The 24,317-nt window shown below is 66.2% G+C and carries 25 protein-coding genes; 8 read left to right on the top strand and 17 right to left on the bottom strand.

From position 1 onward, the window contains the following. The 12 genes from ATE59_RS12330 to ATE59_RS12275 all read right to left on the bottom strand — a co-directional run bounded on the left by ATE59_RS12330 (nucleotide 1) and on the right by ATE59_RS12275 (nucleotide 12,992). Nucleotides 1–1,251 (bottom strand): FtsW/RodA/SpoVE family cell cycle protein, encoded by a 1,251-nt coding sequence (locus tag ATE59_RS12330; RefSeq protein ID WP_003040034.1) that lies wholly within the window; start codon nucleotides 1,249–1,251, stop codon nucleotides 1–3. After that, on the bottom strand, nucleotides 1,244–2,551 hold the full coding sequence (gene murD, locus ATE59_RS12325) for a UDP-N-acetylmuramoyl-L-alanine--D-glutamate ligase (RefSeq protein WP_058812638.1): 1,308 nt from the start codon (nucleotides 2,549–2,551) through the stop codon (nucleotides 1,244–1,246). Before murD ends, ATE59_RS12330 begins: the two co-directional genes overlap by 8 nt. After that, nucleotides 2,548–3,618, bottom strand: coding sequence for a phospho-N-acetylmuramoyl-pentapeptide-transferase (mraY, locus tag ATE59_RS12320; protein WP_003040039.1), 1,071 nt, complete (start codon nucleotides 3,616–3,618; stop codon nucleotides 2,548–2,550). The genes murD and mraY overlap by 4 nt, the downstream gene beginning before the upstream one ends. Then, nucleotides 3,618–4,994 carry a UDP-N-acetylmuramoyl-tripeptide--D-alanyl-D-alanine ligase gene (locus tag ATE59_RS12315; protein ID WP_058812637.1) on the bottom strand — a complete coding sequence of 459 codons (1,377 nt, stop codon included), beginning with the start codon at nucleotides 4,992–4,994 and terminating at the stop codon, nucleotides 3,618–3,620. The genes mraY and ATE59_RS12315 overlap by 1 nt, the downstream gene beginning before the upstream one ends. After that, entirely contained in the window at nucleotides 4,991–6,430 is a 1,440-nt protein-coding gene (locus ATE59_RS12310) for a UDP-N-acetylmuramoyl-L-alanyl-D-glutamate--2,6-diaminopimelate ligase (RefSeq protein WP_058812636.1), read from the bottom strand. Before ATE59_RS12310 ends, ATE59_RS12315 begins: the two co-directional genes overlap by 4 nt. After that, nucleotides 6,430–8,124: a peptidoglycan D,D-transpeptidase FtsI family protein gene (locus ATE59_RS12305; RefSeq protein WP_058812635.1), complete on the bottom strand. Its 1,695-nt coding sequence runs from the start codon at nucleotides 8,122–8,124 to the stop codon at nucleotides 6,430–6,432. The genes ATE59_RS12310 and ATE59_RS12305 overlap by 1 nt, the downstream gene beginning before the upstream one ends. Then, a complete protein-coding gene (locus ATE59_RS12300; RefSeq protein WP_058812634.1) occupies nucleotides 8,121–8,717 on the bottom strand; it encodes a hypothetical protein in 597 nt (198 codons plus the stop codon). The genes ATE59_RS12305 and ATE59_RS12300 overlap by 4 nt, the downstream gene beginning before the upstream one ends. Further along, on the bottom strand, nucleotides 8,711–9,703 hold the full coding sequence (rsmH, locus tag ATE59_RS12295) for a 16S rRNA (cytosine(1402)-N(4))-methyltransferase RsmH (protein WP_082657414.1): 993 nt from the start codon (nucleotides 9,701–9,703) through the stop codon (nucleotides 8,711–8,713). The genes ATE59_RS12300 and rsmH overlap by 7 nt, the downstream gene beginning before the upstream one ends. Further along, the gene (locus ATE59_RS12290) at nucleotides 9,700–10,200 is read right to left on the bottom strand and encodes a division/cell wall cluster transcriptional repressor MraZ (RefSeq protein ID WP_003040056.1); all 501 of its coding nucleotides are present in this window, start codon (nucleotides 10,198–10,200) and stop codon (nucleotides 9,700–9,702) included. Before ATE59_RS12290 ends, rsmH begins: the two co-directional genes overlap by 4 nt. Before the next feature lie 277 nt (nucleotides 10,201–10,477). Next, nucleotides 10,478–11,632, bottom strand: a complete 1,155-nt coding sequence (locus tag ATE59_RS12285) for a Gldg family protein (RefSeq protein WP_058812633.1) — start codon at nucleotides 11,630–11,632, stop codon at nucleotides 10,478–10,480. Further along, a complete protein-coding gene (locus tag ATE59_RS12280; RefSeq protein ID WP_058812632.1) occupies nucleotides 11,629–12,015 on the bottom strand; it encodes a hypothetical protein in 387 nt (128 codons plus the stop codon). The genes ATE59_RS12285 and ATE59_RS12280 overlap by 4 nt, the downstream gene beginning before the upstream one ends. Beyond that, nucleotides 12,012–12,992, bottom strand: a complete 981-nt coding sequence (locus ATE59_RS12275) for a cysteine synthase A (RefSeq protein WP_058812631.1) — start codon at nucleotides 12,990–12,992, stop codon at nucleotides 12,012–12,014. Before ATE59_RS12275 ends, ATE59_RS12280 begins: the two co-directional genes overlap by 4 nt. Nucleotides 12,993–13,187: 195 nt before the next feature. Here ATE59_RS12275 and ATE59_RS12270 point away from each other — a divergent pair, with 195 nt between their 5' ends. Next, nucleotides 13,188–15,260, top strand: a complete 2,073-nt coding sequence (locus ATE59_RS12270; RefSeq protein WP_058812630.1) for a TonB-dependent receptor — start codon at nucleotides 13,188–13,190, stop codon at nucleotides 15,258–15,260. Between the two features lie 65 nt (nucleotides 15,261–15,325). Here ATE59_RS12270 and ATE59_RS12265 read toward each other — a convergent pair whose 3' ends face one another. The 4 genes from ATE59_RS12265 to ATE59_RS12250 form a co-directional block, all read right to left on the bottom strand. Then, complete coding sequence (locus ATE59_RS12265) at nucleotides 15,326–15,865, bottom strand: hypothetical protein (RefSeq protein WP_156416782.1); 540 nt, start codon at nucleotides 15,863–15,865, stop codon at nucleotides 15,326–15,328. Nucleotides 15,866–15,894: 29 nt separating this feature from the next. Further along, complete coding sequence (gene fabG / locus ATE59_RS12260) at nucleotides 15,895–16,635, bottom strand: 3-oxoacyl-[acyl-carrier-protein] reductase (RefSeq protein WP_003040073.1); 741 nt, start codon at nucleotides 16,633–16,635, stop codon at nucleotides 15,895–15,897. A gap of 22 nt (nucleotides 16,636–16,657) precedes the next feature. Beyond that, a complete protein-coding gene (gene fabD, locus ATE59_RS12255; RefSeq protein WP_058812628.1) occupies nucleotides 16,658–17,596 on the bottom strand; it encodes an ACP S-malonyltransferase in 939 nt (312 codons plus the stop codon). Between the two features lie 127 nt (nucleotides 17,597–17,723). Then, complete coding sequence (locus ATE59_RS12250) at nucleotides 17,724–18,551, bottom strand: LD-carboxypeptidase (protein ID WP_058812627.1); 828 nt, start codon at nucleotides 18,549–18,551, stop codon at nucleotides 17,724–17,726. Between the two features lie 102 nt (nucleotides 18,552–18,653). Between ATE59_RS12250 and ATE59_RS12245 the strand changes: the two genes are divergently transcribed. The 4 genes from ATE59_RS12245 to rplI all read left to right on the top strand — a co-directional run bounded on the left by ATE59_RS12245 (nucleotide 18,654) and on the right by rplI (nucleotide 21,445). Further along, nucleotides 18,654–20,042 (top strand): Mur ligase family protein, encoded by a 1,389-nt coding sequence (locus ATE59_RS12245; protein ID WP_058812626.1) that lies wholly within the window; start codon nucleotides 18,654–18,656, stop codon nucleotides 20,040–20,042. Between the two features lie 158 nt (nucleotides 20,043–20,200). Next, on the top strand, nucleotides 20,201–20,566 hold the full coding sequence (rpsF, locus tag ATE59_RS12240) for a 30S ribosomal protein S6 (RefSeq protein ID WP_003040085.1): 366 nt from the start codon (nucleotides 20,201–20,203) through the stop codon (nucleotides 20,564–20,566). Nucleotides 20,567–20,577: 11 nt separating this feature from the next. Beyond that, complete coding sequence (rpsR, locus tag ATE59_RS12235) at nucleotides 20,578–20,802, top strand: 30S ribosomal protein S18 (protein ID WP_003040094.1); 225 nt, start codon at nucleotides 20,578–20,580, stop codon at nucleotides 20,800–20,802. Between the two features lie 13 nt (nucleotides 20,803–20,815). Beyond that, on the top strand, nucleotides 20,816–21,445 hold the full coding sequence (gene rplI / locus ATE59_RS12230) for a 50S ribosomal protein L9 (RefSeq protein WP_058812625.1): 630 nt from the start codon (nucleotides 20,816–20,818) through the stop codon (nucleotides 21,443–21,445). 173 nt (nucleotides 21,446–21,618) lie between these two features. On the opposite strand, the gene trxB is transcribed toward rplI, so the two are convergent. Beyond that, nucleotides 21,619–22,584 carry a thioredoxin-disulfide reductase gene (gene trxB / locus ATE59_RS12225; protein WP_058812624.1) on the bottom strand — a complete coding sequence of 322 codons (966 nt, stop codon included), beginning with the start codon at nucleotides 22,582–22,584 and terminating at the stop codon, nucleotides 21,619–21,621. 101 nt (nucleotides 22,585–22,685) lie between these two features. Between trxB and ATE59_RS12220 the strand changes: the two genes are divergently transcribed. From ATE59_RS12220 to ATE59_RS12210, 3 genes are all read left to right on the top strand, one after another. Then, nucleotides 22,686–23,312 (top strand): class I SAM-dependent methyltransferase, encoded by a 627-nt coding sequence (locus tag ATE59_RS12220; protein WP_058812623.1) that lies wholly within the window; start codon nucleotides 22,686–22,688, stop codon nucleotides 23,310–23,312. A gap of 64 nt (nucleotides 23,313–23,376) precedes the next feature. Continuing rightward, nucleotides 23,377–23,850 carry a hypothetical protein gene (locus tag ATE59_RS12215; protein ID WP_003040108.1) on the top strand — a complete coding sequence of 158 codons (474 nt, stop codon included), beginning with the start codon at nucleotides 23,377–23,379 and terminating at the stop codon, nucleotides 23,848–23,850. Between the two features lie 184 nt (nucleotides 23,851–24,034). Then, a complete protein-coding gene (locus ATE59_RS12210; RefSeq protein ID WP_040589328.1) occupies nucleotides 24,035–24,280 on the top strand; it encodes a hypothetical protein in 246 nt (81 codons plus the stop codon). The last annotated feature ends 37 nt before the right edge of the window (nucleotides 24,281–24,317 follow it).

Here is a 24,317-nt window from a genome sequence, read left to right as displayed (position 1 = left end):
TCATTTCCTGTTCCAGTTGCGGGTCATCGATACCCGCGCCGCATAGGGGTTTCGCCGGGTCAGCGACAAGAGCAAACCCATGCCGATCGACAAGGCGATGAACGACGAACCGCCATAGCTGATGAAGGGCAAGGTCATCCCCTTTGACGGAAAGAGCTGGGTATTCACTGCCATGTTGATCGTCGCCTGCCCGCCGAACTGCGCGATCAGACCCGCGACCGCGAGAATGAGGAAGCTGTCCTCTTCGTCGAGCAGCCGCACCAGAACGCGGACGATGATCGCCAGATAAAGGACGGCGATGGCGATGCAGGCGATGATCCCGAATTCTTCGCCGATGACCGAGAAGATATAGTCGGTGTGCGCCTCGGGAAGCTGGAACTTGGCAAGTCCCGCGCCCGGCCCGGTGCCGATCAGCCCGCCGGCGGTCAGCGTCGCATGGGCCTTGTCGACCTGAAAGCTGTCGCCCTCGGCGAACAGCCAGATGTTGATGCGCTGCTGCGCCACCGGGTAGAAGAAATAGGCAAGGACCAGCCCGGCGAGTCCCGTGCCCGCGAGCCCCGCCATGATCCGCATCGACAGGCCGGCGACCATGACGAGAACGAACCATGTCCCCGCGAAGATGATCGTTTGCCCCAGATCGGGCTGGCTCATCAGCAGGATCGCGATGATCCCGGTAAAGACGAAGGACAGCGGCACGACCGGCAGATTCTGATCGTGCAGCCGCAGCGACAATATCCACGCCAGCGACACCGCGAAGAAGGGCTTGAGAAATTCCGACGGCTGGAGGCGGAAGATGCCGCTGCCGATCCAGCGCTGTGCGCCGTTCACCGTCGTGCCGATCAGCGGCACCATGAACAGCAGGAAGACGAAGGTGATCGTGCCATAGATGGCGAAGCGCCGGGCCTGCGGCTTGGGCAGCATCGATACCGCGAGCATGACCGGCACGCCGACCATGACCCACATCAGCTGGCGATAAAAATAATAGAGCGGGTCGAGGCTGGCGGTCGCGGTCGACAGCTTCTGCGCGGCGACCGGCGACGCCGCCGCCACGGCGACGAGGCCGATGGCGATCAGCATCGACACCAGCAGCAGCAGCACGCGGTCGATTTCCCAGAACCAAAGGCCCAGCGGCGTGCGGTCGGCGCGGCTGAGGCGCGGGCCGCGGCGCTTCGTCGTCCGCGTCGTCGCGATGACGGGCCGTTCCGTGGTCGCATCCATATTGTCCGCCCCCCCGTTCATATCGTCATCCATCCCCCAACGCCTGCACGAGTTCGCGGAAGCGATCGCCGCGCTGTTCATAATCCTTGAACTGATCGAACGAAGCACAGGCAGGCGACAGCAGCACGATGTCGCCGGGCGTCGCCGCGGCGGCGGCGGCGGCGACCGCGGCGGCCAGATCACCCGACCGTTCGACGGGCAGCGCGTCGCCGATCTCGGCCGCGAAAGGCTCCATCGCCTCGCCGATCAGATAGGCGCGCTTGACGTGGCCGAACCAAGGACGACAGGCGGTCAGCCCGTCGCCCTTGGCCTGCCCCCCGGCAATCCAGTGGACACGCTGGTCCGGCGCCGGCGGGAAGGCCGCCAGCGCCGGTGCGGCGGAAGCCGCGTTGGTCGCCTTGCTGTCGTTGAACCAGCGGACGCCAGCGACTTCGCCGACCAATTCCATGCGGTGCGGCAGCGCGCGATAACTCGCGAGGCCGCGCTCGATCTGTTCGTCGTTCAGCCCCAGCACGCGGCATACCGCGATCGCACACACCGCATTCTGCGCATTGTGCGGTCCCTGCAGCGCGGGCCAGCGCGCCTGATCGGCGGGATCGATGTCCTTCGCCGAGACGCGGTGGAGCCGGTGGTTGATGCGCCCCGCGATCATCCGCGACGGATCGTCGTCGACCGCGACGATCGCGACCTGATCGCGGTGCTGGAGCGCGAACAGCCGCTCCTTCGACGCGGCATAGCCGGCGAAACCGTCATAACGGTCGAGGTGATCGGGGCTGATGTTGGTCAGCACGGCGACATCGCACGCCAGGCTGTGCGCAAGGTCGATCTGATAGCTCGACAGTTCGAGCACATAGACGCCGTTTTCGGGGAGCGGATCGCGCGCAAGGATCGGCAGGCCGATGTTGCCGCCCATCAGCGTCGGGACGCCCGCGCTTTCCAGCATGTGGGTTACGAGCGCGGTCACCGTCGATTTGCCGTTGGTGCCGGTGATGCCGACGATGCGGTGCGGCGGCAGATCAGCCGCGGCTTCGGCAAACAATTCGATATCGCCGAGGATCGGCACGCCGGCTTCGCGGGCATGGTCGGCGATGGGATGACGGTTGAGCGGCACGCCCGGCGACACGACGACGCCGGCAAAGCCGACAAGGTCGATCTTCAACGGATTGCCGATGTCGGTGCCGAGCGCCATCGCGGCATCGCGCGCCGCTTCGCGCTCGTCCCACGCGGTCACCCCCGCGCCGCTGGCGATCAGCGCCTCGCAGGTCGCCAGCCCCGAGCGCGCCAGTCCCAGCACCGCATAGCGGCGACCGGCAAAGGCGCGCGCGGTGATCACCGCAGCTTGAGCGTCGCGAGTCCCGCGAGCGCGAGGACGATCGAGACGATCCAGAAACGGACGACGACGGTGGATTCGGGCCAGCCCAATTGTTCGAAATGATGGTGGATCGGCGCCATACGGAAGATGCGTTTGCCGGTCCGTTTGTACCAGAAGACCTGGATGATCACCGACAAAGCCTCGACGACGAACAGCCCGCCGACCAGTACCAGCACCAGTTCGTGCTGCGCCGTCACCGCAATCGTGGCAAGCGCGCCGCCGAGCGCGAGGCTGCCCGTATCGCCCATGAACACCGCCGCGGGTGGCGCATTGAACCACAGAAAGGCAAGGCAGGCCCCGATGATCGCGGCGGCGAAGATCGCAAGCTCACCCGCCCCCGGCACATGGGGAATGCCCAGATAGCCCGCGAATTTCACGTTACCCGACAGATAGACGATGACGAGGAAAGCAAGACTGGCGATCATCACCGGAAAGGTCGCGAGCCCGTCGAGCCCGTCGGTCAGGTTCACCGCATTGCCGAAACCGACGATCAGCACCATCGCGAAGACATAATAGAGCGGCCCCAGGGGAATATAGACTTCGCTGAAAAAGGGCAGATAAAGATCGGTGCCGGTCCGCGATACGATCAGCAGGACCGCGATGCCCGCGATCACGAATTCGACGAGCAGGCGCACGCGCCCCGGAATGCCGCGATGGCTCGACTTGGTCACCTTGTCGAGATCGTCGAGAAAGCCGACCAGCGCGAACCCGCCGGTGACGAAGATGCAGGCCCAGACGAAGCGGTTGGACAAATCCATCCACAGCAGCGCCGAAATCATCAAAGAGATCAGGATCATCAGCCCGCCCATCGTCGGCGTGCCCTTTTTCGCAAGATGGCTCTGCGGTCCGTCCTCGCGGATCGGCTGCCCCTTCCCCTGCCGCATCCGCAGCATGAGGATGAAGCGCGGCCCGATCCACAGACCGATGATCAGCGCCGTCGCAACCGCGGCGCCCGAGCGGAAGCTCAGATAGCGGATGAGGTTCAGAACCCCCGGAAAGCCAAGCCATTCCGCCAGCCAATATAGCATCAATAATCCCCATTGGTCAGCGCGGTCACGACATGCGACAGTCCCACGCTGTTCGATCCCTTGACCAGCACCGTATCGCCGGGCCGGATCAAGGCCCCCAGCCGCCCTGCCGCGGCCGAGTGGTCGGCCACATGCTCGAAATCGATCCGCCCCTCAAGCGCTTTGGCAAGCGGCGCCATCTCTTCGCCGACAAGCAGGGCGAACTGCACACCTGCTGCGACGAGCGGAGCGGCCAGACCGGCATGATAGGCCTCGCCGCCATCGCCAAGCTCCTTCATCGCGCCCAGAATCGCGACCCTGCGCGCGCCGGATTCGCTGCCGAGTTGGCCGATGGTCGCGGCCATCGATGCGGGATTGGCGTTATAGCTTTCGTCGATGACGAGGATCGAACCGCCCGGCACCTCGACGCGGGTGCGCGCGCCGCGACCCGCAAGGCCGCCCATCTCGGCGAAGGCCAGGCCCGCGGCGGGCAGGTCACCGCCAACCGCCTTGACCGCAGCAAGCACCGCCATCGCATTGGCCACCCAATGTGCGCCGCCTTGCGCGATGGTAAAGCAGAGCAGCGCGTCCTGAACCTGCGCCGTCACAAGCGATCCGCCTTGCCCGTCGGGCAACCAGTCGACCGCGCGCACATCCGCTCCTTCGCCCAGCCCGAAGCTGACGACATGCGCCGCATGCTGTTCGGCCTTGGCGCGCAGCCGCGCGTAATGCGGACTGTCAAAGGGAAGGATTGCGGTGCCGCCCGGCTCCAGCCCTTCGAATATCTCGCCCTTCGCGTCGGCGATCGCTTCCTCGCTGCCGAAAAATTCCATGTGCGCGGGCGCGATGGTGGTCACGATCGCGACATGCGGACGCACCATCCGCGTCAGCGCCGCCAGCTCGCCCGCGTGGTTCATCCCCATTTCGAAGATGCCGAAATCGGCGGTCGAGGGCATGCGCGCCAGGCTCAAGGGGACGCCGACATGGTTGTTGTAGCTTTTGACCGAACGGTGCGCCTTGCCGGGGCGAAAGCGGTCGAGCGCCGCGAACAGCGCCTCCTTGGTCCCCGTCTTGCCCGCCGAGCCGGTGACGCCGATGATCCGCCCGTGGCTGCGCGCGCGCGACGCGGTGCCGAGCGCGTTTAACGCGGCGGCGCTGTCGGCCACGCGGATGTGCGGAAAGTCGATATCGCTTTCGCAGATGATACCCGCCGCGCCGGCGGCGATCGCCTTGTCGATGAACTTATGGCCGTCGGTCGCCTCGCCCTTCATCGCGATGAACAGGTCGCCCTTCGTGACTTCGCGCGAATCAAAGGCAACGCCCTGCACCGTGAAATCGGCGCTGGCGGTGCCGCCGCACGCCGCCGCGATCGCGCGTGCGGTCCACAGCGGGGTCATGCCGCCACCTCGCGCGCGACGCTGACATCGTCGAAGGGGATGACGCGCAGCGCGTCGCCGCGGCCGACGATCTGCCCCTGTTCATGCCCCTTGCCCGCGACGCAGATAATATCGTCGGCGCGCGCCATCTCGATCGCAGCAGCAATCGCGGCGCGGCGGTCGCCGATCACCTGGGCGCCGGGCGCGCCTTCGGCGATGGCGGCGCGGATCGACGCGGGATCTTCGCCGCGCGGATTGTCGTCGGTGATGATCGCAATATCGGCCTTGGCCGCGGCGATCCGGCCCATTTCCGGGCGCTTAGCCCGATCGCGGTCGCCGCCCGCACCGAACACCAGGATCAACCGCCCCGTGGCGTGTGGCCGCAGCGCATCGAGTGCCGCCTCCAGCCCGTCGGGGGTGTGGGCATAGTCGACATAGACAGGGGCGCCCGCGCGCGTGATCGCCGCACGCTCGAGCCGTCCGCGCACCGGTTGAAGCCGCGCCAGATTGGCGAGCGTCTGCGCAACATCTCCGCCGGTCGCGATGACCAGCCCGGCCGCGACCATTGCGTTGGCGGCCTGATAGGCGCCGATCAGCGGCAGGTCGACTTTCTGCGTCACAGCACCCGCCGCAACGGTCAGCGTCTGCCCGAGCTGCGTCGGCGTCCGCGCGACAAGGCGCAGTTCCTCACCCTGCGTTCCCACGGTAAGCAGACGCAGTCCGCGCGCGCGCGCCGTCTCCACCACTTTGGGCGAATGGGCATCGTCGGCCCAGACCACCGCGGCTCCGCCGGGTTCGACAACCTCGGCGAATAGCCGCAACTTGGCGGCCAGATAGGCATCCATCGTGCCATGATAGTCGAGGTGATCGTGGCTGAGGTTGGTAAAGGCCGCTGCCTTCACCGGCAGGCCTTCGGTGCGATATTGATCGAGCCCGTGGCTCGACGCCTCGAAGGCCGCATGGGTTACGCCCTCGGCCGCCAGTCCCGCCATGTTCGACAGAAAGGTCACGATGTCGGGCGTCGTCAGTCCGGTGACAACCCGGTCGGCGCCGGTGGTCACGCCAAGCGTTCCGATCGATGCTGCGTGAAAGCCCGCCATTCGCCAGAGCTGACGCGTCATCTCGACGGTCGAAGTCTTGCCATTGGTGCCAGTGACCGCGATGCAGGTCACTGGAAAGCGGTGAAAGAAGCGCGCCGCAAGCCGCGCGAAGGCACGCCGCGGATTGGCATCGGCGATATGCACCGCGCCCTCGACCACGGCTTCGGGCCGCGCGACGACGGCGACGGCGCCCGCCGCCACCGCGGCGGCGATGAAATCCTCGCCGTTGAATTTTTCGCCGACGAAGGCGCCGAAGACATTGCCCGGCGCGACCTTGCGATGATCGATGGCAAGCCCGGTCACCACCGGCCCCTCCCCATCGACATGGTCGCCGCCGGTCAGCGCCGCGAGCCGCATTATTCGCTTTCCCCGTTCTTCCACAGCAGCGGCGTCAGTTCCGACACGTCGACGTCGCGGCTTTCGTCGGGGAATACGCCGAGCATCGGTCCCGCGCGCATCACCACCTTCTTGACCACCGGCGCGGCAGTGTAGCCCGCGGTGCGCTGCCCCGAACTGAAGGCGTTGCCCTTGGGTTCGTCGATCATCACCAGCACCACGTAACGCGGATTGTCCATCGGGAAGACGGCGGAGAAGGTCGATACGAGCGAATGGCGACGATAGCCGCCGGCGCCCGGCTTTTCGGCGCTGCCGGTCTTGCCGCCGACGCGAAAGCCCGGAGCGTCGGCCTGGCGGCCCGTGCCGTCGGACACGATCAGGCGCAGGAGCTGGCGCATCCGCGCGCTCGTCGACGCCTTGAACACGCGGCGTCCCTGCGGCGGCGCCTTGTCGCCCAGCTTCAGGATCGTCGCCGGGCGCCAGATGCCGCCGTTAACCAGCGCGGCATAGGCGCTCGCAAGGTGTAGCGGGGTGACCGCGATGCCGTGGCCGTAGCTGGTCGTCATCGTCGACAGTCGGCCCCATTCGCGCGGCCACAGCGGAAAGGCGCGCTCCTTGAGTTCGATTTCGGGGCGCTTGTTGAATTCGAGGCTGCGGAACATCGCCTCCATCTTTTCCTTGCCGAGCTGGTCAGCAATCTGCGCGGTGACGATGTTCGAGCTGTGGATGAGCGTTTCGGGGACGTTGAGCCAGCGGTTCATCATGTGCGAATCGCGGATGCGGAAACCGGCGATCGCCAGCGGCTGCGTCGCATCGTAGCGCTTCGCCATGCTCGTCACGACGCCATTGTCGATCGCGGCGCCGATCGAGAGCGGTTTGACGACCGATCCAAGCTCGTAGAGATTATAGGTCACGGCGTTGCGCCGCGTCGTCGGATCGCTGCCCGCCAGCTTGTTGGGATTATAGGTGGGCAGCGACGTCATCGCCATCACTTCGCCCGTGTGGACGTCCAGGATGATGCCCGCCCCGCCGATCGCCTCCAGATTGGCGACCGCATTCGACAATTCGCTTTCGAGCACGCCCTGCACGCGCGCGTCGATCGACAGCGTCAGCGGATCGCCGCGCGTCGCCTTGTCGATCAGCCGCTGGTCGAACGCGCCCTCGACGCCGGTGACGCCATGGCCTTCGGCGTTGGTAAAGCCCAGCACATGCGCCGCGAGCGACATCTGCGGATAGAGGCGCTCCTTTTCGCGCGGATAGTCGAACCCGACATCGCCGATCGCATTCACCGCCGCCACCTGATCGGGCAACGCGCGGCGACGGATATAGGTCGGGCGCGGCCCCGTCAGCTTGGCGAGCAGTTCCTCGCGCGTCATGTCGGGAAATATCTTGTGCAGTTCGTCGGCAAGATACTGGCGGTCGTTGAGCAGTTTCGACGGCATCACCCGGATCGAATAGCCGTCGATCGTCCGAGCGAGCGGCACGCCATTGCGATCGACGATATCGGCGCGCGCGGGCACGAAGGCCGTGCTGCTGCTGCCGCGGCCGGCATCGCTGTCGAACAGCGCAAAATAGAGCAGCCGCACCGAAACGAGGAAAAATGCCGCCATGAACAGCAGCATGAGCATCATCAGCCGCTGTTGCGCGGTCAGCAATATCTGCTGCCGCACCCCAGCGGTTCGAACCCGGGTCGGACGGACGACCAGCGTGTTCATTGGCCCGATTTGCCCTCCTTCGCTTCACGCGCCGCGGCACGCTTGAGGTCGGCGAGAGTCGATTCGGCAAGGAGCTGATCCTCGATCATCTTGAGCTGTTCGCGGCGACGCGTCGGCGCCAGGCGCGGCGCGCTGTCGCTGCGCACCGGCGTTTCCGCCTGCGCCAGCACGACGGACTTTTCGGCCGCGGGCTTCGCCTCGGCCTTGACCGGCGTTGCGGCGGGTTCGGGTGTTCCGACGGGGCTGACCATCGCCATCAGCACCGGCGCGACTTCATTGGCGCCGCGAGCGCGCGGCAGACCATCGAGCGAGGCAAGCTGGCGCTCGCTCGATAGATATTGCGAGGCATCCGGCGCCGAGTAACCGAAGCTGTCGGCGTTCCACTGTTCGAGCTGGCGCATCGAAGCGCGAACCGCGAGTTCGGATTCAAGGTAGCGGATATTGTCGCGCGTGCGCTCGATCTGATGATTGATGCGCGCGAGTTCGCTGCGCGTCGCGGCGACCTTCAACGAGACCGGATAAAGCATCATCGCGAAGATGAGCACGAGCAGCACCAGGCCGATCCCCTGAAGCTTGCGGGCCGCCATCAGCATGAGATTGCCTCCTTCGTCGTCAATTGGGTCGGCCAGGCCGGGGCTGCGGTGCGCACCGCGCTGCGCAGCGTCGCGGAGCGCGCGCGCGGGTTGCGCGCCTCTTCGGCCTTGCCGGGGCGCACCTTGCGCGCCGGCGGCTGAAAGGTGGCGGCCCGCGCCGCTCCGATCGGCGCGGGCCGGTGGCGCGAGCCGACGGCGTCACCGCCGCTACGCTCGCGCAGAAAGTTCTTCACGATCCGGTCTTCGGTGCTGTGGAAGCTGACCACCGCAAGCCGGCCGCCGGGGCGCAGGATGCGCTCTGCCGCGGCGAGCCCCTGCATCAGTTCGTCGAGTTCGCCGTTGATGTGGATGCGGATCGCCTGAAAGCTCTTCGTCGCCGGATCCTTGGGCGCGCCCGGCGGATGGCGCAGCGCCTTGCGGATCACCGTCGCCAGTTCGCCGGTGCGCGACAGCGGGCGCGCAGCGACGATTGCCCGCGCGACGCGGCGCGACTGACGTTCGTCGCCATAATGGTACAGCACGTCGGCGATCTCGGCCTCGTCGGCGCGATTGAGCCATTCGGCGGCAGTCTCGCCCTCCTGCGCCATGCGCATGTCGAGCGGGCCGTCCTTCTGGAACGAGAAGCCGCGCGCATCGCGGTCGAGCTGCATCGACGAAACGCCGATGTCGAAGGTGATGCCGTCAACCGCGTCGATGCCCCGTTCGGCGAGCAGGCGGTCGATTTCGCCGAAGCGGCCGTGGATCAGCATCAGCTTGCCGTCGGCTTCGGCGACGAGCGCCTGCCCCTCGGCAATCGCGTCGGGGTCGCGGTCGCACGCGATCACCTCGGCCCCCGCGGCGAGCATCGCGCGCGTGTAGCCGCCGGCCCCGAAGGTCGCGTCGACATGCCGCTCGCCCGGAGCGATGGCGAGGGCGGCGATGACTTCTTCGCGGAGGACCGGATCGTGGCGGGGATCCCGAGGCAGGTCGGGGGAAAGATCGGTCACTTGCGCCCCTTCCCCTTCGTCTCTTCCCAGGCCTTGGCCAATCGCTGGAGCACCGGATCGGCATCGACGCAGTCGGCGAGCGTCGGCAGCCACCAGACTTCGAACCGGCGGCCCGACCCGACAAAGGCGGTCGCGCCGGCATCGCCGACGCGGTCGCGCGCGGTAAAATTGGGAAGGAAGCGCCCGCTGTCGTCGAGCGTATAGGCCTCGGTATAGCTGAACCGCTTCTTGAATGCCTCGTCCTCGTCGAAATCCAGATTGCGGGCGAGCGCGGTGTCGCGGTCGCGCTCGATCTCATCGGTCAGGCGATCATATTGATCCTGGCCATAGGCGACCAGACAAGGCAGCTTTTCATGGAAGCCGACCCAAAGCACGCGCTGGCCGTCCGCATTGAGGGGCACATTATTGCGGAACTGCGAAGGGACGGCGATGCGTCCCTTGCCATCGATCGCGGCGAAGTTGGTACCCGAATACCGGCCGGGCGTCACAACTGCCATCGCTGAAGCTCCCCCCCGTTTCGCGCCTCCGGGCAAAACTTCCCCGTCCGCGAGAATCGCAGGATTTCGCGCCAACAGACTCGGGTGGAGATTGCCCCTCTCCGATTCCTGAGTATCAAGAGTCGATTAGGGTGAAAAGGGGTATTTTAGGGCAAAACAGGGTAATTACGCCCCAAATGGGCAAAAATGCGCTCAATTGATCAAGCAAAGCGGGCTCCGGCGCCGAAACGCTAGCCGCGGGAAGCAGAAATTCGGGGTGTAATGGGGCCGCGACCTCTCAGTCGGCGGCGGCGCCTATCCAGAACGGGCGCAACCAGCCGCTCGCGTCGCCTCCGCGCAAGCGCGCGTCCAGCCACTCCATCGTGTCGGCATGACGCAGATGCGCCGCCCAGCGGGGCTGCGGCTGCCAGAGCGGGGCGAACAGCATATCGGCGTCACCGACCAGCCACGCTTCGCCCTGCCCGATCCGGCAATGGAGCAGATGACCGCCCGCGATCCGCTCGCAGGCAGGCGGCGCCTGCGTGAAGCGACCGGCGCTGAACAGGCGCAGGTGTGCGCCGCCGACATCGGCGGCGATCGGCCTTGTTTCCGTATCGGGCGCCGCGGCGAGCGTGATGCCCCAATGGTCGAGCAACGGGGTGAGCAGGCTCGTCACTGGCGGATTGCGCGGATCGCCGAGCGGGTGGCGCGGCGGCCAGCCCGAAAGCGCATCGGCTAGGATCACCGCGCGCCCGCCGCCACGCACAAAGGCGTCGATCGCGACAAGATCGCGCGGTGCAAGCGCGGGGGGATGCGCGAGCAACAGGGCATCGCCGCGCGCGGGCGGGTGGTCGGCAAGGCTGTCGACGAGCCGCAGCGGCCCGCCGCGCGCGATCCGGTCGAGTGCAGGGTCGTCGCGGGCGCCCTCGGCAAGCATCGCGGCCAGATCGCCGCCCGACCAGCGCAGCGGCAGGCTTGTCATCATCGTCACCGGCACGGCGCGCGGCGCCGGAGCGCGATAGGCAAGCGCCAGCAGCCCGTGTGCGGCGGCAAACCAGCCAAGGATCGCGGCGGCGATCAGCAGCACGCGAAAAGGCCCGCGCGGCCGCGCGGCCTGGACCATGCGGTCGGCACCGACTGCCACCACGCTCCCGCAACCCGCGCTCAGCACGAGTTGCAGCCAGGGGAAGGCTCCCGCGAGCCAGGCCGCAAGCAGCGCCTGCCCGATCAGCGTCAAAGCAATCGCGACGCCAAAGGCGGCGCGGCGTTCAGTTCGGGAGGCGCGGCGCGCCGTCCACGCCAGCGCCGCCAGCGGCAACGGCCATAGAGGCAGCAGCAGCGCGGGATCGATCCGGCCGAGCATCGCCTGTCCGCCGACGAACCAGCCCAGCGCCAGCACCGCGGCCGCCGCCAGTGCGCCACGCAGCAGAGCGCCGGGAGGCGGCAATGTCACTGTTTCGACTGGCGAACGCGCTCGAGTTCAGGATCGGGTTCGAGGTCGGGGACGGCGGGCGCGGTCGGCACCTTCGCCGCGGGGTCGTCATTCTGCTCCTTCGAAACAGGCTGCACGCCCAGCTCCTCGAGCGGCGCGCTCGCGGGCTTCTGGTCGGCGCCCGGCACCTTGACCTCTGCCGCCGTATCGGGGTCTGCAGCGGCGCGTTCGCGCGCCCGGTCGCCGATCAGCCCCGCCATCCCGACGAGCAGCAGGACGGTCAACACCCCCGCAATGCCGATCTGGAGCCGCCGCATCGCATCATGTGGCGGCGGCGGCGCCGCCTCGGCGGGTGCCGCGGGGTTCGGCGCGATCGCCGGCTTGATGTCGGGCTTGCTACTCATGACGCCGCCTCGGCGAGGCCTTTGCTCGCCAGCCATTCGGGATTGTAGAGCGTTGACAGATAGCGAAAGCCGCTGTCGCACAGGATCGTCACGATGCGCTTGCCCGGACCAAGCTCGCGCGCGAGCGCCATCGCGCCCGCGACATTGATCCCGGACGACAGGCCGACGCACAGCCCCTCGTCGTCGAGCAGGCTGCGACAGACCGCGAGGCCTTCGGCATCCGAAATGCGGAATTGCGTGTCGATCGGCGCGCCGTCCAGATTGCCGGTGATGCGGTTCTGCCCGATGCCTTCGGCGACGCTCGACCCTTCGGGTTTCAGCTCGCCGCACTTGTAGTAATTATAGAGGCCGGCGCCGCGCGGATCGGTCAGCGCAATGGTGATCCGCTCGTCCTTGGCCTTGAGGCCCAGGCCGGTTCCCGCGATCGTGCCGCCGGTCCCCGCCGCACAGGTGAAGCCGTCGACGCGCCCCTCCATCTGCTGCCAGATCTCCTCCGCGGTGCCGCAGATGTGCGCCTTGCGGTTCGCGATATTGTCGAACTGGTTGGCCCAGATCGCGTTGTCGGTTTCTTCGGCGATGCGGCGCGAGGTGTGGACGAAATGGCCGGGGTTGGCAAAGGGCGCCGGCGGCACCAGCACCAGCTCGGCACCAAGCGCGCGGATCGTCGCCATCTTCTCGGCACTCTGATTGTCGGGCATGACAATGATCGTCCGGTAGCCGAGCGCGTTGCCGACGAGCGCCAGCCCGATACCGGTGTTGCCCGCCGTACCCTCCACGATCGTCCCGCCCGGCCGCAGCAGGCCGTTCGCTTCGGCATCGCGGACGATGTAGAGCGCGGCGCGATCCTTCACCGATCCGCCGGGGTTCGCATATTCGCACTTGGCCCAGATTTCGCAGCCCGTGGCTTCGCTGGCGCCCCGCAGCAACACGATCGGCGTGTTGCCGATCAGGTCGAGGCTGTTCTTCGCATTGATCATGTCCTTGATCTAGGCCCGCGCCCCTGCGCCTGCAAGACAGCTTCGCTTGCGGCGCGCATGGCCGCGCTTTGTCGACGAACGGGGCACCGACGCCGACCAACGACGGGTCCTGAGCCGGGCGCGGGGTTGCATCTGTAACAGTATATCATTACTGCGCCCGTCGAACTCGTCACGATATAACAGGAAATTGTCGCCATGCGCTTGCTCCCCGCCACCAGCCTGACCCTCGCCCTGCTCCTCACTACCCCCGCTTTCGCGCAGCAGGGCGCCGCCCAGTCGGGCAGCGACGATGATTTTCACACGGACCAGGGCATCGTCGTCACCGCGCCTTATGTCCGCAGCCTCGACATCCTGGGCAATGTGTCGGTGATGCAGGGCGAAAAGCTGGCACAGGATATTCGCGGCCAGATCGGCGACACGCTGGCGTCGCAGCCCGGCGTATCGTCGAGCAGCTTCTCGCCCGGCGCGTCGCGCCCGATCCTGCGCGGTTTCTCGGGCGAACGCGCGGCGGTGCTGGTCGACGGCCTCGGCGCGATCGACGCGTCTTCGACGTCGGCCGATCATGCCGTGTCGATCGATCCGTTGACCGCCGATCGCATCGAAATTCTGCGCGGCCCGTCGGTGCTGCTCTTCTCGAGCCAGGCCGTCGGCGGGGCGGTCAATGTCTTCGACCGCCGCATCCCGCGCGCCATCCCCGAAAGCCCCGCCCACATCGATGCGCTCGCCAGCTATGGCACCGCGGCGCAGGACAAGAGCATCGGCGCCTCGATCGACGTGCCGCTCGGCCAGCGCTTCGTCGTCCATGCTGACGGCAATTATCGCGATTCGAACGACGTGCGCGTCGGCGGGCTGATCTATGCGCCTGCACTGCGCGCGCATCTACTCGACCTCGCCGCCGATGCGAGCGCCGGCGGCGACGCCGAGGAAGCGGCGCGGCTGACTGACGCCGCAAACAGCCGCGGCCGCGTGCCGAACAGCCAGAGCACGAGCAAGAGCGCCGGCGTCGGTGCGGCCTTCGTCGACGATGGCGGGTCGCTCGGCATCAGCTTCGGCTATCTCGAGGACGAATATGGCATCCCGCCGCGCGCCGACATCAACGAACTGCCGACGATCAAGGCGCGCCAGTATCGCGTCGATGTGCGCGGCGAGGTCAATCTGGGCGACGGATTGTTCGACAAGCTGCGTATCCGCGGCGCCTATGCCGACTATGCCCACACCGAATTCGACGATGGTCAGCCCGGCACGCGCTTTACCAATCGCGGTATCGAGGCGCGCGCCGAACTCGCCCAGAATGATCGTGGCGGCTGGCGCGGTGCGAGCGGGGTCCAGTACAGCTTCCGCGATTTCGCGGCGATCGGCGACGAAGCCTTTCTTCCCGCCAACGAAACGACGCGCCTCGCCGCCTTCACGCTGCAGGAGCTCGAACGCGGCCCGGTGACGCTCGAAGGCGCGCTGCGTTTCGAAAATTCCAAAGTAGCGGCGAACAGCATCGGCTTCGACCGCTCGTTCGACAGCCTGTCGGGCGCGGCCGGCCTGTCGTATCAGCTCGCCGATGGCCTCAAGGCCAGCGTGTCGGTTTCGCGTAGCGAACGCGCGCCCTCGGCCGAAGAGCTGCTCTCGGACGGGCCGCATGCCGCAACGCTGACTTACGAACGCGGCAACCCCGATTTCGCCAAGGAAACGAGCTGGGGCGGTGAGGCATCCTTGAAGTTCGCCCGCGACGGCTGGTCGATGGGGCTGACCGGCTATGCGAGCTGGTTCGACAATTTCATCTATGAAACCGACACCGGCCTGATCGCCGACGACCTGCCGCTGTTCGAATTCCGCCAGAACAAAGCGCGGGTATGGGGCTTCGAGTTTCAGGGCACCGCCCCGCTGGCGCAGGCGGGCGGCTTCAACTTCGTTGCCGACGCGACCGCCGACATGACGCGCGCCAAGATCGTCGACGGTCCCTATGTTCCGCGCATCCCGCCGCTGCGCATCCGGGGAGGGCTCGAAGCGCAGAGCGACCGCGTCGATGCACGCGCCGAGGTCGAATGGACCGACGACCAGACCCGCATCGCGCCGTTCGAAACCGCGACCAAGGGCTTTACGCTGGTCAACGCCTCGCTGACCTGGCGCCCGCTTCCCGATACGAAGAATCTGTCGCTGACGCTGGCAGCCGACAATATCTTCGACGTCGATGCCCGCCGCCACGCCAGCTTCACCAAGGATTATGTGCCGCTTGCCGGCCGCGACATCCGCATTACCGCGCGCGCGAGTTTCTGACCGAGCGCCGAAAAAGGGGCCGGGTTTCCGTGCGAAACCCGGCCCTCTTTTTTGCCCCTTGGCTTCTAGTGGCTCAGAAACTGCTGGCGGCGGTTCCAGTAAATTGAACTGGCCGCGGCATAGGCGCCGACTTTTTCCCATACCGATTGATCGACGCTTTCGACATCGACGCCGGCGGCGGTATAGGCATTAATGATCGTGTTGATCTGATCCTCGGTCATCTCGCTGCTGAGATCCGGGTTGGCCCCCTTCGGCCCGAAGTCGAGTGAGCGATCGACCGGGTCGACCGACAGGCCGGCCTTCCTGATCTGGCCTGCGAACCATTCGCGCGACACGCGGGCAAGATTATAGTCGAAATAGACATCCTTGCGATCGGCCGCGATCCCGTTCTTCGTCATACAGTCGGTCGAGAGCGCACCGAACTGTTCGAACAGCGGCCGCGCGGCGTCGCTGTCACTACCCGCCATCGCCGCGCCGATCTGCGCGCGCAGGTCGGGCGATATCGTCTTGGCGACGCAATCGAGCGCGGCGCCGTCCTGCGCCAGCGCGGCCCCGGGCACGCCCGCGAACCCGAGTGCAACCGCCGCTATCCAAATCCTTGTCATTTCTGCTTTCACCCCCTGAAACGCGCCCCTCAGGACAGCATGGCCATGCCGCCGTTCACGTGCAAGGTCTGTCCGGTGACATAGCCCGCTTCTCTCGACGCGAGATAGACAACGGCGGCGGCGATATCGCTCCCCTCGCCCATGCGGCCCGCGGGGATGCGCTGGTTGAGCGCTTCCTTCTGCGCATCGGGCAAATCGTCGGTCATCGCAGTGGCGATGAAACCGGGAGCGACGCAATTGGCAGTGACGCCCCGGCTCGCCAGTTCCTGCGCCAAGGCCTTGGTCATGCCGGTCACGCCCGCCTTCGACGCGGCATAGTTCGCCTGCCCCGGATTGCCGGTGGCTCCGACGACGCTGGTGATCGAGATAATGCGGCCGAAGCGCGCCTTCATCATCGGCTTGGCGGCAGCGCGCGCGAGGCGGAAATTGGCCTCGAGATTGATGCGGATGACGTCCATCCACTCTTCGTCCTTCATCCGCATGATCAGATTGTCGCGCGTCACGCCCGCGTTATTGACGAGGATATCGAGCTGACCAAGCGCCTCGACCGCGGAGGGCACGAGTGCGTCAACCGCCGCGGCATCGCCCAGGTTGCACGGGAGCGCGACATGATCGCCGCCCAAGCTATCGCGAAAGGCGTTCAGCTTATCGGCATTGGAACCCGACACCGCAAGCCGCGCGCCCTGCGCCGCAAGCGCCTGCGCGATTGCGGACCCGATGCCGCCACTGGCGCCGGTAACAAGCGCGGTCATACCGGTGAGATCGAACATATTTTTCTCCTGGAATCCGTTTTCAGAGCGTCTTGAGCAATGCCTCGATGTCGTCCATCGATATCACGCTCACCGTCTCCACATCACCCGATGCGCTGCGCTTGACCATCGGGCCGAGCACCTTGCCGCCGAATTCGACGAACTGTGTCACGCCGATTGCTTCCATGGCGCCGACGCTTTCGCGCCAGCGGACACGGCCCGTCACCTGTTCGACGAGCAGGTTGCTGATGGTATCGGCATCACTCACCGGACTGGCGGTGACGTTCGCGATCACCGGCACGAGCGGCGCCGTCGGCGGGTTGGCTCCTAGCGCCTCGGCCATCGCATCGGCGGCGGGCTGCATCAACGGGCAGTGGAAGGGTGCGGACACCGGCAGCAATACGCCGCGCTTGATGCCATAATCCTTTACCATCGCCACGGCGCGCTCGACTGCGCCCTTGTGGCCCGAGATGACGACCTGCGACGGGTCATTGTCGTTGGCAACCGTGCAGACCTCGCCCTCGGCCGCGGCGTCGGCGAGCTTCTGCGCGGTGTCGATGTCGGCGCCGAGCAACGCTGCCATCGCGCCGACCCCGACCGGAACCGCCGCCTGCATCGCCTGCCCGCGCGTCTTCAAAAGCCGGGCTGTGGTCGCGAGGTTAAAGGCACCGGCGGCGCACAGCGCGCTATATTCGCCGAGGCTGTGGCCCGCCACATAGGCCGCCTTGCCCGCCAGCGTCACGCCGCCGTCCCGTTCGAGTACGCGCAGCGTGGCGATCGCATTCGCCATGATCGCGGGCTGGGCGTTTTCGGTCAGCGTGAGCTGATCTTCCGGCCCTTCGCTCATCAGCTTGAAAAGATGCTGGCCGAGCGCCTCGTCGACCTCCTGAAACACCTCGCGCGCATGCGCCGACGCCTCGGCGAGCGTCTTGCCCATGCCCACGGCCTGGCTGCCCTGACCCGGAAAGATGAATGCGCGCATGACCTAGCCCCTTATCGTCGGCCCCGCTAAGACGGGGGGCCGCTGTCGTTTTACACCTTGCCGTCGGACCAGGCCGACGACGGCCCTCGCCTTCGCGGGGGCGACGGAAAGTGCCGCGCCTATTCGCTCACCCCGCCCGATGCAAGCCGAAGGGCACGACCTTGTTGGCCACGTCATGGCCGATGTCGGCGCGGCCAAGCCAGGTGATGCCGGTCCGCGCGCACCAGTCCTGCGCGATTTCCTCGGCCTCCATTCCGAACGGCCGGTCGTTTTCGGGAATGTCACTAACCCGTCCCAGCCGCACCCCCGCCAGCCCGCGCGGCGCCAGACAGGTCGCGACATGGAAAAAGGCGCGGTCGAAGGCGTAGAGATATTCGCTTACTTCTTCGACGATCAGCAGATGCCCCGACAGATCGGGCTCGAGCGGCGTGCCGAGAAGCATCGACAGCGTCATCAGGTTGAACGCGGCATGGCGCGCGCCGTGCCGCAGGCCGGGCTCGCAGGCCGCCGGATCGCGCGCGACGAGCCAGTCGAGCGCCCGCGTCACCGCCGCTTCACCGCCTTCGCGCCGGATGTCGGCGACCATCGGGCCGTGCGCGACATGATCGAAGCCCTCGCGGTACAGGCAGCCGAGCAGATTGCCCTGATCCGAATAGCCGAGATAGGCCTTGTGGCGCGCAGCCTCGCCCATGGCGGCGACGGCATCCTCGGCGATGCGGCAGGCACCATAGCCGCCGCGCGCGAACCAGATCGCGTCGATGTCGGGGCGGTTGGCCATCGCCACCAGCGCTTCGCGCCGCACCGCATCGGCGCCCGCAAAATGCCCGTGAACGACAAAGCATTGCGGATCGAACACCAGTTCGACCTCGGGATAGCCCAGCGCCGCAATGGCCCGCACCGCTTCCGCATCGTCGGGAAGAATGGGGGTGGAGGGGGCAATGATGCCTATGCGCATGACTTGAAATAACCCAACGATCCGTTCGCATCGAGCGAAGTCGAGATGCCCCTCGGCCTTGCGCCAGTTGCAAACCCTTCGCCAACGCCATATCGCGCCGGCATGGCCGAAAACAAATCCTATTTCTTCTGCGGCATCGGCGGATCGGGGATGCTGCCGCTCGCGATGATTGTCGCGGCGCGCGGCGCGGCGGTCGCAGGGTCCGATCGCAGCCGCGATCAGGGTCGCAGCGCCGACAAGTTTCACTGGATCGAAAGCCGCGGCATTGCGCTGTTCCCGCAGGATGGCAGCGGCGTTGCCGCCGGGCAGACGCTCGTCGCTTCGGCGGCGGTCGAGGACAGCGTGCCCGACGTCGCAGCGGCAAACCGGCTCGGCCTGCCGCGCCTGACGCGCGCCGAACTCAACGCGGCCATGTTCAACGAAGCGGGCCGCGCGGTCGGCGTCGGCGGGACGAGCGGCAAGTCGACCGTCACCGGCATGATCGGCTGGATCCTCGATCGCGCGGGCGCCAATCCCACCGTGATGAACGGCGCGGTAATGCGCAATTTCGCGGACGATCAAACCCCCTTCGCCAGCGCACTCGTCGGCGATCCGGCAACTTATGTCAGCGAAGTCGACGAAAGCGACGGGTCGATCGCCCTCTACCAGCCCGACGTTGCGGTCGTCACCAACATCAGCCTCGACCACAAGAGCCTTGCCGAACTGCACCGCCTGTTCGGCGATTTCGCGGCCAAGGCGCGCGTTGCCGTGGTCAATGCCGACGATCCCGAATCGGCGCCGCTGCTGGCGGGAGGAAACGTCCTGCGCTTCGGATTTTCGGAGAGCGCCGCGATGCGCGGCAGCGACTTCGAGGCACTTCCCGACGGGTGCCGCTTCAAGGTCCATTTCGCCGGCGACACCCACGCGGCGGTGCTGCGGATGCCCGGCCGACACAATGCCGCCAATGCGCTCGCCGCAATCGCCGCCGCGCGCGCGCTCAACATTCCGGTCGCGCGCTCGGTCGAGGCGCTCGCCGACTTCGCCGGGCTCGCGCGCCGGTACGAGGTGCTCGGCCAGGCGAACGGCGTCACCGTGATCGACGATTTCGCGCATAATCCCGACAAGGTCGCCGCGACGCTCGCCGCCGTCGCCGAACTTCCCGGCCGCGCCTTGCTCTTCTTCCAGCCGCACGGCTATGGCCCGCTCCGCCAGATGGGGCGCGAGCTTGCCGCCAGCTTTGCGCGCGGCATGCGTCCCGGCGACCGGCTCTTCGTCTGCGATCCCGTCTATTTCGGCGGCACCGTCGATCGCAGCATGGGGAGCGAAACGCTCGTCGCCGACATCGTCGCGGGCGGCGGCGACGCCGTCCATGTGCCGGTGCGCGCCGATTGCGGTACGACAATGGTTCAGGAATCGGCGCCCGGCGATCGCATCCTGATCCTCGGCGCGCGCGACGATACGCTTACCGAATTCGGGCGGGAATTGCTGGAAAAGCTTGCATCGCGCGCTTGATTAATCCCCGCGAATCTGTATAGGCGCGCTCATTCGGGGCGAGGCCACGTTGCCATCGCCCCGTTTGCTTTGCACCAATACGCAAAGCCGGACGACAGCCGGAGGGGTTTCGCGATTGGCGCGGAATCAGCGATCGGCCAAATCGAAGGACGCAAACCATGCCGTTTTACGAGCATGTTTTTATCGCGCGTCAGGATCTGAGCCAGGCTCAGGTCGATGCGCTCGCCGAAGGTATCACGAACATCGTGACCGAATTTAAGGGTCAGGTCCACAAGACCGAAACCTGGGGCCTGAAGCAGCTCGCCTACAAGATCGCGAAGAACCGCAAGGGTCATTACGCGATGCTGTCGGTCGAAGCGCCGGGCGAAGCCGTCGCCGAAATCGAACGCCAGGCGGCAATCAACGAAGACATCATCCGCTGGATGACCATCAAGGTCGACGAACTCGAAAAGGGTCCGTCGGTAATGATGCGCAAGCAGGAACGTCGGGGCGGCCGTGGCCGTGACCGCGACGGCGAAGAATAAGGATAACGACCATGGCACGACCCTTTTTCCGTCGCCGCAAGACCTGCCCCTTCAGCGCGAAGGACGCACCGGTCATCGATTACAAGGACGTCCGCCTGCTCCAGGGTTACCTGTCGGAGCGCGGCAAGATCGTCCCGTCGCGGATCACCGCGGTGTCCACCAAGAAGCAGCGCGAGCTGGCGAAGGCGATCAAGCGCGCCCGTCACATCGGCCTGCTCCCCTACATTGTGAAGTAAGGAGCGCGGACCGATGGAAATCATCCTGCTCGAACGCATCGAGAAACTGGGCGGTATCGGCGACGTCGTCACCGTCAAGAACGGCTTTGCCCGCAACTATCTGCTGCCCAACAACAAGGCCCTGCGCGCGAACGAAGCCAACAAGAAGCTCTTCGAAGCCAATCGCGCGAAGATCGAATCGGACAACGCCGACCGCCGCGCCGCGGCAGAAGGCCGCGCGAAGGACATCGACGGCAAGCAGGTCGTCCTGATCCGTCAGGCGTCGAACACTGGCCAGCTTTACGGTTCGGTTTCGGTGCGCGACATCCTCGACGCGCTGATCGAAGACGGTGCGACGAACCTGACCAAGGCGATGTTCGAACTCGAACGTCCGATCAAGTCGCTCGGCCTGTTCGACGTCAAGGTGAAGCTGCATCCCGAAGTCGCGGTCACCGTGGGCGTCAACGTCGCCCGCTCGCCGGACGAAGCCGAAATGCAGAAGCAGGGCATCGACGTCATTGCCGCCATGTTCGAAGAAGAACAGGCTGCGGCGGCTGCGGTTGCTCTCGAACCCGACAGCGAAGACGAATTCGACGACGCCACCCCGCCGTCGGACGCTCCGGCCGCGGAAGCGCCGGCCGCTGACGAGGACGAAGACGCTTAACGCATCTTCGGCTCGCACGAAACAAAAAGGCCCCGGAACCACATCGGTTCCGGGGCCTTTTTCGTGCGCGGGCTATTTCGGGAGACCGGCTTTGGGGTGGGAGCCTGCGCCGGGATGACGATGGAAGAAAAGTCGGCCAACCTCCACAATCGGTCGCTGTCCGCCCTCAGCGTTCAAGCATCAACCATCGCATGATACTCCGCTTCCGCAAGGAAGCGTTCGGCGTCGAGTGCGGCCATGCAGCCCATACCCGCCGCGGTGATCGCCTGGCGATACACCTTGTCGGTCACGTCACCCGCCGCGAACACGCCCGGCACCGCGGTCAGCGACGTGCCCGGCGTCACCGCAAGATAGCCGTCGGCGTCGAGCGGCAGCTTGCCTTTGAACAATTCGGTCGAGGGGCTGTGGCCGATGGCGACGAAGCCACCGTCGGTGCGCTCGTGGCTCGCTTCGCCCGTCACCGTGTCGATCAGGTCGACTCCAACCAGTCCCGCCGTCCCTTCGCCCGCGACGAAGCGATCGACCTTCTTGTTCCAGAGCACCTTGATCTTCGGATTGGCGTGCAACCGGTCCTGCAGGATCTTTTCGGCGCGCAGGGTGTCGCGACGGTGGATCAGCGTCACGTCGTCGCTATGATTGGTCAGATACAGTGCCTCTTCGACCGCGGTATTGCCGCCGCCGATCACCACCACCTTTTTGCCGCGATAGAAAAATCCGTCGCAGGTCGCGCAGGCCGAAACGCCCTTGCCGCCCAATTCCTGTTCGCCGGGAACGCCCAGCCATTTCGCCTGCGCGCCGGTCGCGATCACCAGCGTTTCGGCGACATAGACGTCGCCGCCGTCGCCGGTCAGGCGGAACGGCCGCTGCGACAGATCGACGTCGACGATGGTGTCCCAGATCATGCTGGCGCCGACATGCGTCGCCTGCGCCGTCATCTGCTCCATCAGCCACGGACCCTGGATGACTTCGGCAAAGCCGGGATAGTTTTCGACGTCGGTGGTGATCGTCAACTGCCCGCCCGGCTGCAACCCCTGCACCACGATCGGCTGCATCCCGGCGCGCGCCGCATAGATGGCGGCCGAAAGCCCCGCGGGGCCGGAACCGAGGATCAGCATCTTGGTGTGGTGCGTGGCGGGCATGGCGGTCTTTCGTTGTTGGCGGCTATGAGCGAGGACGCTCAGATGGGTGTTGCCAATCGCGCTAGCAAGGGACAGGCTGCACGCCAAGGGGAGAGACGGGAATGGCGAGTTGGTGGGAACGTCATGGAGTGCCGCGGCTGATCAAATGCGCCTGCTCGCAGGGGCAGATCATGAAGGCGCGCAGCAAGGTGGTGCCGGCGGCGGCGGGCGACGTGCTGGAGCTTGGCTGCGGCGGCGGCATCAATATGGAATTTTACGATTGGAACCGGGTGACGCGCTTCACCGGGCTCGATCCGTCGCCCGAACTGCTTGCGATGAGCCGCGCGGCGGCGCAGGCGCGCGGCATCGCGGCGACGATCGAAGGCGGCGTCGGTGAAGCGATGCCCTTCGAGAGCGGCCGATTCGACACCGTCGTCACCACCTTCACCCTCTGTTCGGTGCACGATCAGGCGGCGGTGCTGGCCGAAATCCGCCGCGTGCTCAAACCGGGCGGAACCGCCTTGTTTCTGGAACATGGCCGCGCCCCCGACGCCGGGGTCGCGCGCTGGCAACGGCGGATCGAGCCCGTCTGGAAACGCATCGGCGGCAATTGCCATCTGACGCGGCCGATCGCCGACGCCTATGCGGGCGCGGGCTTTGCGGTGGAACGGCAGGCGGCACATTATATGCCCAAAACCCCTCGCCCTTTCGGCTGGGTCGAATATGGAACCGCGCGCGCTCCCGCCTGATGACCGGACGCAGCAATTCCTTAATATGGGCCGCCTAGACTTGGGGGCGAAGGATCGGATTCGCGTGCGTCATCAATACCCTCTTCCGCTGCATCACAGTTGGCCGCTTTTCGAGCGGGGACATCATTTCGATCTGGGCTGGGTCGACCGGCGATCGATCCGTCCGCCGGGCCGCACGCCAGCGACGGACGACGACGACGCTGCTGCGGTCATGGAGCGCCACGGCGTCGGCAGTTGGACCTGCGACCTTGCCGACGATCATCTTGTCTGGTCCGACACAGTCTATGACATCTTCGGCCTGCCGCGCGGCGTCGAGGTTGCGCGCAGTGATGCCGTCGCGCTCTATCGCGAGGAATCGCGCGCCGCGATGGAAAGACTGCGCGCGTACGCGATTACCCATCGTCGCGGCTTCACCCTTGATGTCGCAATCGAAGCGTCGCGGCGCAAACCACGCTGGGTCCGTCTGATCGCCGCACCGGTTTGTGAGGACGACCGCGTGGTTGCGCTGAACGGCTTCAAATATCTGATCGGCGCGTAGGCCAAGCCGGATTCCCGTTCCGGCATGGCCACGCCCGGTGCCTACCCCCGAAACCCGCTTCATAGACGGGCAATTACCGCCGTCCTTCCCTAACATGTCGGATTAACTTACAGTTTACCATAAGCTGGTGGCGGCGAATCCCCGATTTGCGCCACTGGCACATCCCTTGCTTCGGATGGTGGCGATGCTGAAGAAAATCGGACGGCTGTTTATCATCAAGACCAGGTTCGAGGCCTGCCTGATCATCTATGCGTTGGCGGCGGGTGCCATGGCGCGCGGAACAGCCTATCTCCATGAATTTCCGGGGTACGGCGGCCAGTTGCTGCTCGTCGCGTGCAGCGGCTCGGTATTTCTTGCTGGCGCCAAAATCTTCGACTGCCTGCGCTACGAACAGGCCGAAAGGCGGGCCACCGAGCCACCCGCCGGCTAGGGTCAGGAAACTGGCGAGGCGCTTCCGTCCACGTCCA

The sequence above is a fragment of the Sphingopyxis sp. A083 genome, assembly GCF_001468495.1.
Classification (GTDB): domain Bacteria; phylum Pseudomonadota; class Alphaproteobacteria; order Sphingomonadales; family Sphingomonadaceae; genus Sphingopyxis; species Sphingopyxis terrae.
Note: the sequence above shows the minus strand (reverse complement) of the source record. Positions and strands in the feature narration are given on the sequence as shown.

Excerpts from the sequence above, each read along its gene's own strand:
- ATE59_RS12275 (WP_058812631.1), bottom strand. The coding sequence starts at position 12,992 with ATGATCAATGCGAAGAACAGCCTCGACCTGATCGGCAACACGCCGATC.
- fabD (WP_058812628.1), bottom strand. The coding sequence starts at position 17,596 with ATGCGCGCATTCATCTTTCCGGGTCAGGGCAGCCAGGCCGTGGGCATG.
- fabG (WP_003040073.1), bottom strand. The coding sequence starts at position 16,635 with ATGTTCGATCTCACCGGTATGACCGCGCTTGTTACCGGCGCCAGTGGC.
- ATE59_RS12305 (WP_058812635.1), bottom strand. The coding sequence starts at position 8,124 with ATGAACACGCTGGTCGTCCGTCCGACCCGGGTTCGAACCGCTGGGGTG.
- ATE59_RS12315 (WP_058812637.1), bottom strand. The coding sequence starts at position 4,994 with ATGACCCCGCTGTGGACCGCACGCGCGATCGCGGCGGCGTGCGGCGGC.
- rplI (WP_058812625.1), top strand. The coding sequence starts at position 20,816 with ATGGAAATCATCCTGCTCGAACGCATCGAGAAACTGGGCGGTATCGGC.
- ATE59_RS12290 (WP_003040056.1), bottom strand. The coding sequence starts at position 10,200 with ATGGCAGTTGTGACGCCCGGCCGGTATTCGGGTACCAACTTCGCCGCG.
- trxB (WP_058812624.1), bottom strand. The coding sequence starts at position 22,584 with ATGCCCGCCACGCACCACACCAAGATGCTGATCCTCGGTTCCGGCCCC.
- ATE59_RS12245 (WP_058812626.1), top strand. The coding sequence starts at position 18,654 with ATGGCCGAAAACAAATCCTATTTCTTCTGCGGCATCGGCGGATCGGGG.
- ATE59_RS12270 (WP_058812630.1), top strand. The coding sequence starts at position 13,188 with ATGCGCTTGCTCCCCGCCACCAGCCTGACCCTCGCCCTGCTCCTCACT.
- ATE59_RS12250 (WP_058812627.1), bottom strand. The coding sequence starts at position 18,551 with ATGCGCATAGGCATCATTGCCCCCTCCACCCCCATTCTTCCCGACGAT.
- rpsF (WP_003040085.1), top strand. The coding sequence starts at position 20,201 with ATGCCGTTTTACGAGCATGTTTTTATCGCGCGTCAGGATCTGAGCCAG.
- rpsR (WP_003040094.1), top strand. The coding sequence starts at position 20,578 with ATGGCACGACCCTTTTTCCGTCGCCGCAAGACCTGCCCCTTCAGCGCG.
- ATE59_RS12300 (WP_058812634.1), bottom strand. The coding sequence starts at position 8,717 with ATGCTGATGGCGGCCCGCAAGCTTCAGGGGATCGGCCTGGTGCTGCTC.
- ATE59_RS12310 (WP_058812636.1), bottom strand. The coding sequence starts at position 6,430 with ATGCGGCTCGCGGCGCTGACCGGCGGCGACCATGTCGATGGGGAGGGG.
- ATE59_RS12280 (WP_058812632.1), bottom strand. The coding sequence starts at position 12,015 with ATGAGTAGCAAGCCCGACATCAAGCCGGCGATCGCGCCGAACCCCGCG.
- ATE59_RS12210 (WP_040589328.1), top strand. The coding sequence starts at position 24,035 with ATGCTGAAGAAAATCGGACGGCTGTTTATCATCAAGACCAGGTTCGAG.
- mraY (WP_003040039.1), bottom strand. The coding sequence starts at position 3,618 with ATGCTATATTGGCTGGCGGAATGGCTTGGCTTTCCGGGGGTTCTGAAC.
- ATE59_RS12330 (WP_003040034.1), bottom strand. The coding sequence starts at position 1,251 with ATGGATGACGATATGAACGGGGGGGCGGACAATATGGATGCGACCACG.
- ATE59_RS12220 (WP_058812623.1), top strand. The coding sequence starts at position 22,686 with ATGGCGAGTTGGTGGGAACGTCATGGAGTGCCGCGGCTGATCAAATGC.
- ATE59_RS12265 (WP_156416782.1), bottom strand. The coding sequence starts at position 15,865 with ATGACAAGGATTTGGATAGCGGCGGTTGCACTCGGGTTCGCGGGCGTG.